The sequence below is a fragment of the Paraburkholderia terricola genome, assembly GCF_003330825.1.
Lineage (GTDB): Bacteria > Pseudomonadota > Gammaproteobacteria > Burkholderiales > Burkholderiaceae > Paraburkholderia > Paraburkholderia terricola.
In genome coordinates, this window is sequence record NZ_CP024942.1 from 938,998 (window position 1) to 952,446 (window position 13,449).

10 protein-coding genes are annotated in these 13,449 nt (G+C 62.1%); 1 reads left to right on the forward strand and 9 read right to left on the reverse strand.

The window, feature by feature from the left end; all coding sequences use genetic code 11:
• Window positions 1–771 (forward strand): PP2C family protein-serine/threonine phosphatase, encoded by a 771-nt coding sequence (locus CUJ90_RS22755; protein ID WP_083082160.1) that lies wholly within the window; start codon window positions 1–3, stop codon window positions 769–771.
• An 18-nt stretch (window positions 772–789) separates the two neighbouring features.
• Here the strand turns inward: CUJ90_RS22755 and CUJ90_RS22760 are convergent, their stop codons facing one another.
• The 9 genes from CUJ90_RS22760 to CUJ90_RS22800 form a co-directional block, all read right to left on the reverse strand.
• Window positions 790–2,145, reverse strand: coding sequence for a sigma-54 interaction domain-containing protein (locus tag CUJ90_RS22760; protein WP_083082158.1), 1,356 nt, complete (start codon window positions 2,143–2,145; stop codon window positions 790–792).
• Window positions 2,145–5,201 carry a peptidase domain-containing ABC transporter gene (locus tag CUJ90_RS22765; protein ID WP_083082156.1) on the reverse strand — a complete coding sequence of 1,019 codons (3,057 nt, stop codon included), beginning with the start codon at window positions 5,199–5,201 and terminating at the stop codon, window positions 2,145–2,147. Before CUJ90_RS22765 ends, CUJ90_RS22760 begins: the two co-directional genes overlap by 1 nt.
• 61 nt (window positions 5,202–5,262) lie before the next feature.
• Window positions 5,263–6,015, reverse strand: coding sequence for a peptidylprolyl isomerase (locus CUJ90_RS22770; protein ID WP_073428734.1), 753 nt, complete (start codon window positions 6,013–6,015; stop codon window positions 5,263–5,265).
• A gap of 37 nt (window positions 6,016–6,052) precedes the next feature.
• Window positions 6,053–7,426, reverse strand: coding sequence for a beta-barrel domain-containing protein (locus tag CUJ90_RS22775; RefSeq protein WP_114163979.1), 1,374 nt, complete (start codon window positions 7,424–7,426; stop codon window positions 6,053–6,055).
• Window positions 7,404–10,004: an FHA domain-containing protein gene (locus tag CUJ90_RS22780; RefSeq protein WP_083083042.1), complete on the reverse strand. Its 2,601-nt coding sequence runs from the start codon at window positions 10,002–10,004 to the stop codon at window positions 7,404–7,406. The genes CUJ90_RS22775 and CUJ90_RS22780 overlap by 23 nt, the downstream gene beginning before the upstream one ends.
• A gap of 251 nt (window positions 10,005–10,255) precedes the next feature.
• The gene (locus tag CUJ90_RS22785; RefSeq protein ID WP_114163980.1) at window positions 10,256–11,692 is read right to left on the reverse strand and encodes an efflux transporter outer membrane subunit; all 1,437 of its coding nucleotides are present in this window, start codon (window positions 11,690–11,692) and stop codon (window positions 10,256–10,258) included.
• Between the two features lie 293 nt (window positions 11,693–11,985).
• Complete coding sequence (locus CUJ90_RS22790) at window positions 11,986–12,261, reverse strand: hypothetical protein (protein ID WP_073428736.1); 276 nt, start codon at window positions 12,259–12,261, stop codon at window positions 11,986–11,988.
• A 283-nt stretch (window positions 12,262–12,544) separates the two neighbouring features.
• Entirely contained in the window at window positions 12,545–12,979 is a 435-nt protein-coding gene (locus CUJ90_RS22795) for a DUF4399 domain-containing protein (RefSeq protein WP_083082152.1), read from the reverse strand.
• A 53-nt stretch (window positions 12,980–13,032) separates the two neighbouring features.
• Window positions 13,033–13,431: a DUF4399 domain-containing protein gene (locus CUJ90_RS22800; RefSeq protein ID WP_114163981.1), complete on the reverse strand. Its 399-nt coding sequence runs from the start codon at window positions 13,429–13,431 to the stop codon at window positions 13,033–13,035.
• Window positions 13,432–13,449: the final 18 nt, after the last annotated feature.

A 13,449-nucleotide genomic window follows, 5' to 3' on the forward strand; every position in this document is an offset into this window, starting at 1 on the left:
GTGACCTGCGCGAGCCAATTTCGCTGGACGTCGTCCGCGCGTTCCGACACGGGACGCATTCGTGAAATCAACGAAGACGCCTGCCTCGACCAGCCCGAACTCGGACGCTGGGCCGTCGCCGATGGCATGGGCGGTCACGCGGTTGGCGATCTGGCGAGCCGGCTCGTGATCGATTCGCTAAGCCGGCTCGCGCCGCCGCTCAGCACGAAGAGCTTCGTCGCCGACGCGCGCACGCGGCTGCAAAAGGCCAACCGCCAGTTGCGCGACGAAGCCGCGCGCCGCCAGGTGCAGCGCATCGGCAGCACGGTTGTCGTCCTGCTTGCGTGCGACCGCTTCTGCGCCTACGTCTGGGCCGGCGACAGCCGCCTCTATCTTTTTCGCGAAGGACGCTTGCGGCAATTGACGCGCGATCATAGCCAGGTGGAAGCGCTGAAGTCGCTCGGCGTCATCACCGACGAAGAGGCGCGGCATCATCCGGCGCAGCATATGATCACGCGCGCGGTGGGCGCCACCGACCTGCTGGAACTCGACGACGACGTGATCGAAGTCGCGGACGGCGATGTCTTTCTGTTATGCAGCGACGGTCTGAGCAACGAGGTCAGCGACGACGAAATGCTGGCGGTGCTGACGGCGGCGGCGTGTGAAAACGCGTGCGAGGAACTGGTCGATCTGGCGCTCGCGCGAGGCGGCCGCGATAACATCACCGCCGTCGTGGTGCGGGCCGAAGATCCGTATGCATCCGACAAAACCTTGTTGAATCCCGCGCCTTGAATGCGCCGCTTCCAGGCTTCAACTCTCGCTGTCATCCTCGTCGCCTTCATCAACGCCGTTCCTGCCTGTAGATGGCATGTTCCGATTGCGAAAGTCCTTCGAATGCAGGCCGTGCTTCTTCAGCAGCATCTGCAAGTGCGAGCGGTTCATGTCGATGCGCCGCGCCAGTTCGGCCACGGTGCCGCTCACTTCGCGAAGGCCGCGTTCGAGAAAGGCTTTTTCGGCGTCGTCGCTGGCGGCACGCTTGGCATCGCTCAACGACATCAGATTCGCCACGCTGATCGGCTGCTGACCGGCCGCCGACGCATTCGATAGAGCAGCAGCCGAACCCGGCGCCGCGGGCCGCATATCCACCGGCAGATGATCGACATCCGCCATGTCGCCGGCCAGGCACGACACGCGATACATCACGTTGCGCAGTTCGCGGATATTGCCGGGGTACGCATAATTCAGCAGAAAGTCGCGCAGACGCGGGGTTAATCGCACGGGCCGGCGCTTCAACGTGCCGGCGGCCTCGTCGCCGAACCATGCGATCAACAGCGGTATTTCGTCGCGACGCTCGCGCAGCGGCGGCAACGTAACGTGGATCACGCTGAGCCGGTAGAACAGGTCCTCGCGAAATTTTCCCTCTTCGCTGAGCTGCCGCAGATTGCGATTGGTCGCCGCGACAATGCGCGTATCGACGGCAATCGTTTCGTCGGAGCCCACGCGTTGAATCTCGTGCGCTTCCAACACGCGCAGCAATTTCACTTGGCCGGCCAACGGCAACTCGCCGATTTCGTCGAGAAAGATCGTACCCGTATGCGCGCTTTCGAATTTGCCCTTGCGGTCATTCGAGGCACCCGTGAACGCACCCTTGCGATGCCCGAACAACTCCGACTCCAGCAGATTGTCAGGAATCGCGCCGCAGTTCACGGAGATGAACGGCTTGTCCGAACGCGAGCCGTTCGCGTGAATCACTTTCGCCATCAACTCCTTGCCGGTGCCGCTTTCGCCGTCGATCAACACCGGCAAATCGGTGGGCGCGGCTTTCTCGGCGATTTCGAGCGATTCGAGCAGGCGCGGATTGTCGCCGAACGTCCCTTCGAAAATAAAACTGCGTTCGAGCAGCGCCTTCCTGCGCGCGCCGCGCGACTGGTCGACGCGTTCCTCGGGTTCGGCGGCGACCGCCGCTTGCACGAAGCGCTCCTTGTGCGAAAGCTGCATGACCTCGTCGCGCAGCGAAGTGGCTTGCCTGAGCAGCTTGTCGATATCGGCCCGCTCCAGCCGCGACGACCAGCGCAGCGTCGAGCGCAAAATCTCGATCCGCTCGATCAGGCCCGCGTACGAAATCGCGGGGCTGGCCTCCTCAATCTGGTCGAGTATCTTCATCATCATGCACTCAACTGTTTCTGGACCAGTTGGTAATACATGCCGCCGCGTTGAATCAGTTCCTCGTGACGGCCCTGCTCCACGATTGCGCCTTCGTATAGCACGAGAATCTTGTCCGCCCGCATGATGGTGCTGAGCCGATGCGCGATGATCACGGCCGTGCGGCCCTTCAGAATGTCGTGCATATTGCCGAGGATATTGCTTTCCGATTGCGAATCCAGCGCGGAGGTGGCTTCGTCGAATACGAGTAGACGCGGATCGTGATACAGCGCGCGCGCAATGCACAGCCGCTGAATCTGTCCGCCGGACAAACCGATTCCGCGTTCGCCGACGATCTGCTCGTAGCCGAGCGGCATCTTGCTGATAAACGCATGCGCGTCGGCCATCTTCGCCACTTCCTCGATGCGGCGCCGATCGGGCGAATCGTCGCCGCTCGCGATGTTCTCCGCGATCGTGCCGGAAAAGAGCAGATTGCTTTGCATCACATAGCCGATCTGCGCGCGGTAATAACTTTTATCGACCACGCCGAGATCGTAGCCGTCGATGCTCATCTTGCCCTCGCTCGGCGTGTAGAAGCCGACCAGCAATTTGGCGAGCGTCGTCTTGCCCGAACCGCTGCGGCCGACGATCGCCACCAGCTCGCCGGGCTTGATGTCGAAGCTGATGTTTTCCAGCACGTAGGCCGAATCGTTGTCGCCGTAACGGAAATAGACGCCGCTGAAGCTGATTTCGCCTTGCAGTTCCGGCAACATCACGCGCGAAGGCAAGTCCTGCGGCTTTTGCTCGGGCTCGATGTCGAGCACGTCGCCCAGGCGCTCCATCGCCACACCCGCGTCGTTCAGCATGCTCCATAAGCCGACGAGTCCCATCAGCGGACCCAGCACACTGCCCATGAACGCATTGAACGCGATCAACTGGCCGATCGTCATTTCGCGCGCGAGCACCAGATTCGCGCCGACCCAGAGAATCGCAATCGTCGTCGCCGCATTCAGCAACTGGCTGCCGAGTCCGACGAGAATGTTGAAGGCGTGCGCGCGGTACTGCACTTCCAGCGCTTTCGCGTACTTCTTCTCCCAGCGCAATCGCACCGGCCGCTCGATACCCATGCCCTTGATGGTCTCAACGCCCGCTAAAGCTTCCATCAGGAACGACTTCGAATCGGTCGACGCGGTGAACACCTCGCGCGCATAGTTCTTGATCTTCGGCGTGGCGAGCAAGGTCAGCGCCATGATCGGAATGACGAATGCGATCAATACCAGCGTCATCTTCACGTTGTAGACGAACATGATCGTGAAGTAGATGAACACCATCAGCAGATTCAACGCGGTCGTCACCGTGGATTCAGTGAGGAACGCCCGAATAGTCTGGTTTTCCTGGAAGCGCGCGAAGATGTCGCCGGTCTTGCGCTTCGCGAAGAACGAAAACGGCAGCGACATGGTGTGCTTGAAGAACTGCGACATCATCGCGAAGTCCATGTTGCGCACCATGAAGTTCGCGAGATATGCGCGAATCGTCGACATCAGTTGCGAAAATACGTTGGCGATGATCAAGCCGCCTATCAGCAGATGCAGCAGGCTCACGTTCTGATGCACGATCACGCCGTCCAGAATGTTCTGGATGATCAGCGGCGGAATCACGCCGAGTACCTGAATCACGAACGTGGCGAGAAACAGATGACCCAGAATTTTTTTGTACGGCCTGAGGTAACCGACAAAGCGTATCCACGGCGAACGCGAGGCCGACATTTGCAGCAGATGCGGCCCGCCGGTAAACAGCAGGCACGTCCCGCTCCAGCCGCGCTCGAAATCCTCGACGGCCATTTTTCTGAAGCCGATCGCCGGGTCGGCCACCCATACGTATTCCTTGGAGAGACCGTACACCACGACGTAGTGGTAACCCTCCCAATGCACGATGAACGGCAGATCGAAGCCGCGCAACGAATCGAACGTGCACTGCACGCCGCGCGCCGTGAAGCCGAGCGATTCGCCCGCGCGCGCGAGACTGTCGAGCGTCGCGCCCTGAGTCGTCACATTGGCGAGCTCGCGCAGTTTGCCGAGCGTCATCGGAATGTTGTAGTGCCGGCACACCATGGCAAGGCAGGCGGCGCCGCAGTCCATTTCCTCGGCCTGCTCGACCAGCGCAAAACGCTTGATCACCTTCTCGCCGAATTCCGGCTTGCTTTGCAGATCGAGCATCAGCGGCAGCTTGCGCCGCTGTTCGAGCCGCTTTTGCCGCTGCAATTCGCGGTCGCCGTAACGAATCCGCTCGTCCAGTACTTCGCGCAGTTTCGGATTGCGTTCGAGAATGAAATGAACAGTGCGCTCGGGAATCACCAGCAAGCGCGTATCGGTGCTCGCCACCACCGAGGCCATTTGCTCCTGGCGCATCAAACACGCCTTCTCGCCAAAAATCTCGCCTTCGCCGAGCGTGGCGAGCGTGTAGTCGTGGCCTTCCTCATGACGGACGATGCGCACTTCGCCTTGCCGCACCACGTAGAGCCGCCGGTCGTCGCGTCCGTCCTGCTTGAGAATCTCCTTGCCCGCGGATACCCGTTTCACGCCGACACTGCGCACATACTCTTCGAGTTCCGCCTTGTTCAGTTTGCCGCGCAAGTCGAACAACTGCGCGACGAAGCCGCCCGCCGAATTGATCGCCACATAGCTGGCGACAAACGCCAGCGCGGCGGGATTGCCCGCCATCACCGGTTCGATCGCGGCGCGCGGAATGAACAGCAACTCGGTTTTCGCCGACGCCCGCACCGACGCTTCGTGAACATAGGCGCGCAACATCGCGATGTCGGCGAAAATCTCGCCGGCCTTGCGCACGCCCATGCTGGTTTCCTTGCCGTGTTCCTCGGTGAAGATGCGCACGGAACCCGAGCGAACCACGTACAGACCATCGGCCGTCTCGCCCGCCGAGCACACGGTTTCGCCGAACGAATAGAAGCGCGCCTGCGCATATTCGGCAAGACGCTCGATTTCGTCGCGCGAAAACGGCGAGAGAATTTCCACCGAGGTGAGAAACTCCGCGGCGGAGGGCGCGGTCTGGGGTGCATCCATGTGCTTGCGGACCTCGATTCGGCTTTGCGTTGCGTCGTTGTTTAAAAAGCGCGCGGATCGGCTAGCGCGCTTCGATCACGTGTTCCTGGGCGCGCGCGATCAGCCAGCTTTCGCGCAACAGCCGCTTCACCTCCGAGGCGACGTCCGCATCGAGCGTGGCCGGGTACTTGGCGGTCACGGCGAAAATCTCGAAGCACGAGCGATCCGCCGACGGAAACGGCCCAAGCAGATCGCCCACCGCCGCATTGAAAATCTTCGCCTCGATATCCGGCTTCAACGAGCCGCGCAGCACCTTGCCGATCACGCCGCCCGCTTCGCGCGTATCCGCAATGGAATGCTCGCGCGCCATGTCGGCGAAACTATCGGGATCGTCGCGCAGATACGAGATCATTTCCTTCGCCTTGCCCTCGCTGTCGAGCACGATGTGGCTCACCTCGATCGCATCGAACTTCGGCGAGTTCAGCGCGAAGTAATCCCTGATCGCCGCCTCGTTGCCGACCTGGTCGAGCATCTTCTCCTGATACAGCCCGTCGGTAATGAACGCCTCGAATTCATCGAGACTCACATTCAGCGCATCGAGGTACTGATTCATATCCGTCGCGCGATGCAAGCCGCGCACGCGGCGAAACTGATCGGCGCGCTCCTGGATTTCTTCCGCGCTCACGGCAATGCCCTGCTTTTTTGCCGCATGCACCGTGAGCTTGTCGCGCACGATCTGTTCGATGAGGCTCTCGAACTGGCCGGTCAATTTCAAAAGACGGATGAATTCGCCCACGCACACCACCTCGTCATCGATTCGCACTATCTCGGTCATGTCATCCGCTCCTTTAATTGACGTGTGATCCGCGCGGTCAACCCGCAACCTGTCTGAACGGATCGAGACCCAGATCGATCAGGCGGCGCTCGCGCACCACGATCTCCGCGCTGGCCGTCATGCCGTAGCGCAACGGATAACGCGTGTCGGCGATCTGGTAGTAGTTCTTTTCGAGTGTGACGCGGCCTTCGTACACCGGCTGCTTGTCCTGCAAGGACGGCTTGGTGGCCGGCGAAATATAGGCGAGCGTGCCGCTGATCAAGCCATAACGCTGGTACGGAAACGCATTGAATTTCAGCTTGACCGGCAAACCTTCGTGCAAAAAGGCCCGGTCGTGTTCGGCGATCTCGATCTTCAGCACGGGCCGCGCGTCTTTCGGCGCAATGCCGCCGAGCGGCGCGTTCGCCTGGATCTTGTCGCCGCGCTGGGTCGACGTGACGTCGGTGATGACGCCCGCGACCGGCGCGAGAATCAGCAGAAAATTGTCCTTGTCGATGTTCTCGAAGCGAATTCGCGCGGCGGCCTCCGACACGAGGCGCGCCGTTTGCAATTGCAGACGCAGCTTGTCTTGCGCGTCGGTGATGTCGCGCACCGCCGCGTCGTATTGAAGTTGCAGATCGACGGTTTGCTGCCCGCTGGTTTCGAGTTGCGCGTTGGCCTGCGCGTATTGATGGCTCAGGCGGAAATCCAGTTCCGCGAGTTTCGATTGCGCGACGCGGTATGCGTTGTCCGCTTCCATCGCGGCGGTGCGTTTCTGCTCCACCTGCAATTCGGCGATGCCGCCACCGCCTGGCTGCACGAACAACCGCGAGTAGCGGTCCAGTTCCTGACGCGCCGCCTCGCGCGTGCGGCGAGCGTTGTCGAGCACGCTGCGCGCTTCGTCGAGCTCGGCCTTCTGTCCTTCGGCGAGCTTGGTCGTGCCTTCGGAGAGACGGTTTTCGTGCTGGCGCGCCTCCACTTCCAACTGCGCTTTCAGCGCGGCCGCCTTGCGCTCCATGAGCGCCTTCTTCTCGGGAAACTGTTTCCAGTCGCGCTCGGCGTCCTCGAGTTTCAACTGCGCTTGCAGCGCGTTGCTGGCCGCCTCGATCGCGCCGCGCGCATTCAGCCGCGCCAGCACGTCGCCTTTCGACACGGGTTGGCCCTCGGCGATATACAGGTCGGCCAGTTCGCCGTCGATCGGCGCATAGATGCGGCGCACTTCCGATTCCGGCGACAACGTGCCCTGGGCGCTGACGATCACGTCCGCGCGCCCCACGAACGACCACAGCAAGCCGGCCAGCACCAGCGCGACCATCGCCCAGATCAGCGCGCGCGCGAGCCGCACCGGTTCGGCGGTGAGAATGGCGATGCCTTCGACGCTGTGATCCTCCAGCGCCTCCGACAACGGTCTAGGGTGACTGTCGCGTTTCACTCTGCTCGCCTCCGATCAACGCCAGCTTCGCCTTCAACAGTCCGGGGTCCAGCACCATGCGCAGTTCCGTCAGTGAACGGCGCTGCAAATTCGTTTCGGCTTCGACGTCAGCCAGCAGGCGGTCGAAGTCGGCGGGATGGTCGGCCTTCAGTTGCGTGTAGATGCGCATGCCTTGCTGCGCCGCGGCCTGCGCCTCCGAGAGCAGACGCGCCTCGTTGCGGAAACCGGCTGAAATCCCGGCTTCAAGCCGTTGCGTGCCGCCAATCGAACCACTCGCGCGGTATTGCTTCCACAGACTTTGTGCGCGCAGCAGCAGATCTTGCGCGCGAGCCAGCGCTTTGTCGTGCAACGCGGCGACGTCTTTCTGGATCGACTGCACGAACCACGCGTCCGTCGTCGGATCGAGACTCGCGTAAAACGACAGCAGGCGTTGGTCGTAATCCTTGCCGCCGCGCGTTTTCTGCAAGTCCGCGAATTGATCGAGCAGCGCTTTCTTGTGCGCCAGTTCCGCCGCGAGCACGTCCGACCACTGACCGGCGGGCATCGCCTGCAAGCCGTTCAATGCCTGCTGCGCGTCGCCGCGCTGCCACGCCGCGCTCAACGCGTCATGACGCGCAATGACATCCGCTGAAGGCAGCCGGCTTGCCGACAGTTGCGCGAACTGCGCCTGAAACGGCGGTGTGCTGAAGCGAGCCTTCTTCAACATCGCGAGCAAGGGTGTCAGTTGACGGCTGACCGCCGCGTTCAGCAAGTCGGTGTAGACGCGCAAGTCCTCGCGCAAGCGGTCGAGCCCCGCGAGACGCGGATAGCGCTGCGCATAATCGTCGAGCACAGGCGGCAGCGCATCGGGTTTGTCGCGCGCCAGTTCGGTGTGGATCGTTCCGTTCAAGCGGTCGATGGCGGCGAGGTACACCGAATCGTCGCTTTCCAGTTTGCGCAGATGGCTCAGCGCCTGCGCGTACGGCTCCGCGAACACGGGCACATATGAGGCGATCCGGTCGAGCGTGCGCTGATGGTTCTTCGCGTCGTCTTCCCAGCGTTGCAGCAGGCCGCTAATGACGGTCTCGTCCGCGTACATGCGGATCGGCGCATCCACGCCGCCGCGCCCGGCGACGAAGCGTTCGAGATCGCCCACCCATTGCAATTCGCCGACGAGGGATGCGGCGTCCGCATTGTTCGCGCTCAACGATCTCATCTGCTTCAACTGTGCGTCGGCCTCGTCGAACTGCGCCTTTTGCAGTGTGTTCAGCCAGGCGGGGAGCTTCGCCTTCAGCAGCGCCTCGCTCGCGAGCGCGCTGATTTTCGTGTCCGTCGGATGGCTCGCGAGATAGCCGTTCGCCGCCGCCACCGCGCTGGTATAGTCGCCGCTCGCCAGCAGGTTCTTCAATTCCCGCTCCGACGATCCGCGCATGTACAGCGCCGCCGATATCGCGAGCAGCACGACGACGCCCACGCCGCCCCATCCCGCGATGCGCTTCAGCATCGCCCGATCGCTGCCAGCGAAAGCCTTGGCGAGTTCGCCCGTCAGCAAGCGCCAGCGCCGCGTTGCGCCTTTTCCAGCGTGCGCGCTGTTCGCTACGTTCGCGCCACCCGGGCTTTTGGCATCGTGGGCGCCATTCGTGCCGTGCGCCCCTCGCGCGGCGCCGGTCGGCGCGTCACGCTTCGCATGCGCGGAGACGGACTGCGCCGCCTCGTTGACTTCGTCCTCGCGCTGCAGCCCTGGGTCCACGCAAAAGATATCGAGGAACGAATGCGCCGCGCCGACGAATGTTGTCTTGTCGGCATCGGCAGCTTCTTCGACGGCGGGGTTGAGCAATAGCTGGGTCACGGTGGGCTCGACTTCAGGCGCTTTGTGCAGCGACACCCTGTAGACGAAGTGGTCGCCGCCAAATGCAACGACGTCGCCCTCCGCCAGCGGCACGGCCGATTCGTCCAGGCGTTTTCCGCCAACGAACGTACCGTTGGTGCTGCCGAGATCCTCGACGTACAGCTCGCCGCCCTTCATGAAGATGTGCGCGTGACGCCGCGAGATGTAATTGACCTGATGCGGATAGCGCTCTTTATAGCGCGAGAAGATCTCATCGGCCTTGCTGACGAGGAACGGAAACGCATGCACCTCGACCGGTTGCAGCCCGAGATCGTCACGCTGCGGCACGAGCAGCAAGCCGGGCACGGGCGCTGAACTTGCCGCCGCCACGATGCGCGCGCGCGGCTCGATGCCTACCCTGTAGCAAAGCTCGCCGCCGAAGCACAATTCGTCGCCGGCGCGCACGCGGGCCGGTGTTTGCCGCACGGCGTTGCCGTTCAACGTCGTGCCGTTCTTGCTGCCGAGGTCGGCGACGTATACCGCGCCATGCTCCGTGAAAACCCGCGCATGGCGGCGGGACAGGCGCGCGATCCGTTCAGTGGGATAGTCGGTGAACGGCGCCTCGCTGCGGCCGATCGCGAACAGACTGTCTACGATACGGATCGCGTCGAGCGGCGGACGCTGCGCGCACGCAACCGGCGACAACACCACGTCGAACGCAGCGTCTACTGTCGCGCGCATCTCAGCAATCGGAGCTTCGCCGGCGGCCATTTTATGCGGATCGCTAATCGTCTTCGCGCTGCGTGAGGAACGCGGCGAAAACGGAATAAGGGACGACGGCGAAAAGACAATGTTGTTGGTGTGAGCCGAACACAATTCGGCCCCTCAATGATTGTAAGTCACGCATCGCAAGAGTCAATTTCGAATGTGGTTGATGAAAGCGACGAGCGCGCCACATCGAGCCGACATGCTCTCGCTGCGCGCCGCATCGCGGGTCGGCTCGGTGTTTCCTCGGTGTTCCCTCAGTGTTCCTTTACTTCGGCCTGTACATCGACGCTCGGCCAGCCGCCGCCCAGCGCCTTATAAAGCAGCACCGTGTCGGACAGAATCAGTTGGTGATTGGCAAGCAGTTGCTGTTGCGCTTCGAGCAACGTCCGCTCGGTTTCGAAAACTTCGAGTTGCGACACCACGCCAAGGCGCAATTGCGACTGAATCTGATCGGCGACGATTTGCAGACGCGACACTTCCTCCTGCAACTCCACGCGCTGCGCCTTGTGCGAATTCAGATTGACCAGCGCGTTTTCCACTTCCTCGAATGCGCCCATCACGGCCACGCGATATTGCTGTTCGGCAACCGTCGATTGCGCTTTCGTGACCTTCACATGCGCCCTCACGCCAGGATCGAGCAACGGAATGTTGATGCTGGGCATGAAGCCGTAGGTGAACGACTTCAGCAGGTCGGTCAACGCGAAGCTGGCGGTGCCGCCGTGCCCGGTGAGGCTGATGGTCGGCAGTTGCGCGAGCTTGGCCTGGCCGACGAGGTCGTAGGCTTCCAGCACTCTGAATTCCGCGGCCACCACGTCGGGACGGCGTGCGAGCAGTTGCGCGGGCAAGCCGCCGGGTACGGGAGGCAGTTGCACACGTTGCTGCAAATGACCCTTGGGTAGCTGGAATTCACCCGCCGGCACGCCGAGCAGCGTGGAGAGCGCGTTGTTGGCAAGGTCGCGCGAGCGGCGCAGTTCGAGCAACTGATTCGTCAAGCGGTTGATTTCCGCCTGCTGGCGTAACACCTGAGTTTGCGGCACGAGTCCGCTGCGGCGCTGGCCGTCGTAAATGGCGAGAATCTGTCGGTTCGTGACGAGTGTTTTCTGCTGCTGCTCGATCTGATCGTCGAATTGCAGGATCTGGAAATAGGTGCTGGACACATTCGACACGAGTTCCAGATAGCCGGCACGCCAATCCGCCTCGCTTGCGTGGAATTCGGCCTTTTGCGCCTGCACGCCCTTGGCGACCTTGCCCCAGATGTCGATGTCCCAGTTCACCTGGGTCCCGAGGTTGTACTGCTTGGCGAAGGTTTGTCCGGTGGTCTTCTGGAAGCTGGCGCCGGCGCCGAGGTCCATGGTCGGCAACGCGCCGGCTCTCGCTTCGCCGATCTGCGTGCTGGCGACCTCGATACGCGCGGCCAGCACCTTGATGTCGAAGTTGCCGGCGATCGCTTTGCCGATCAGCGTGTCGAGATACGGATCGTGGAAGCCCTTCCACCAATCCGGTTCGATGGTCGCCGTGGCCGACACGGGCGCGCCTTGCCGATCCGACCACGAGGTCTTCTCCGGCGTGTCGGGCCGCTTGTAATCGGGCATGCTGACATCGACACACGCAGACAGCGAGAGCGCGCATAGCGTTGCCGCGCAGAGCCCGCGAAACGCCTGAACCGCGCGCTTTGAATTCGCCGGCCGCATTGCCGGACAGCATGGCGCCGATGTCGCGAAGAAGCGCTGACGAACCGATGAATCAAGCAACGCTGACACGATTTTCTCCGATGACACCGGCTTCGCTGCACGAGGAGAACGCACGCTTCAAGTAAAGCATCTCCCGCGCGGCTTCACCATCGAAGCGATGCAGGAAGATGAAGCGCGGGGATCGGCGGTGACGCGAGGTCGTATGAAAAGAACGATTGGTGCGAGAACTTTTTCAGCTATTACCGGTGCGCGATCCGCGGAGGCCTTAAAGCCTCCGCGGCGGCGTGCGCCGTTCAGGACACGAAGATGTTGTTGCTCGACGTCACATGCGGGTTGATCGTGGTCGAGACGCCCGCGACGAACGCTGCGTTGTTGCCGTTCGCGCTCTGGATGTTCATCGTCGTGTTGATCAGCTGGGTGGCGTCGACGGTCTTGCTGTTGTTCGGCGCGTACACCGGCGTGAAGTTGAAGTACGACGAGGAGGGGCCGAAGCCGCCGCGCACGGCGCTCATGGCCTTGCTGTCGAGTTGTTCGGTGATGGACAGGTCTTTGATCATCAGTGCGTTCATGGTAAATCTCCTGGAAGGGGTCACTGCACAGTGCTTCGGTTGGGTTCGAGCAACTTGTCTGCTCGAGTGTCACTAACGCATGGGCTGTGCCAGTCTTGCTTCCCGATCCTAAGAAATTTGCCGGAATGCTTTAGATAAAGGGCTTGCGGTACGATCCGCCGCGAGCGCCGATACAACGAGGGGGAAACGATCAGCCGCGAGTGGTGGATTGCAGCCAACAACGTGTGAGAACTTGTTGGCTGCGGCGAGACAGCGGCATCGGCAAGTCGTGTCTCGCGCCGGCTCACCGCGCAATGACCGTGATTTTCTTCGAGTACACCGGCGGATTGTGCGGAACATGCGCGGCGTCGCCCATCAACAGTTGCAACGTGTGCTTGCCCGGCGGCAGTTGAATCGTGGTTTCCGTTTCGCCCGCGCCGAAATGCAGGTGATTGCGGTCAGAGGGAATTTCCTGATCCGGCGGCGGCAGATCGGCGTCGATCAACAGATGATGGTGGCCGGTGTTCGGAAATTTGACGCCTTTCGGCGCGACGCCCATGTAGCGCAAGCCGAACCATACCTTGAACGGCCTGTTGGCCGGCACCACCTGGCCGTCGTTCGGATAGCCGATATACGCATACGCGCCGGCCGGCGCCGCCGTCGGCCCGGCTGTGGCGAGAGTCGGCGACGCCAGGGCCGACAGCGTCATGAACGCGGCGGCCGCGATGATCTTGTACATATTGGTCTCTCCGTCCTGACGGACCCGTTTTGAATAAACGGCTCGCGCTGGTCTTATTGCACGGTGATGGTGATCTTTTTCGAGTGCACGGGCGGTGCGTGCGGCACGTGGTTGTGATCGCCGAGAACGAGTTGCAACGTATGCTTGCCCGGCGGCAACTCGATGCGCGCGTCCGTTTCGCCCGCGCCGAAGTGCAGGTGATTGCGGTCCGACGGAATTTCCTGATCGAACGGCGGCAGATCGGTGTCGATCAGCAGATGGTGATGCCCCGAGTTCGGAAACGCGACGCCCTTCGGGCACACGCCCATGTTGCGCAGTCCCATGCGCACCCATAGCTTGCCGCCGTGAATCACCGCGCCGTCCGCCGGCCAGATGATGTACTCCTCGGCAGTCTGCGGCGAGGCGGTTTGCTCGGCGAGCACGGGCCCGCAGAACACCGCGCCGCCTAGCATCGCGAGAACGACGAGTGT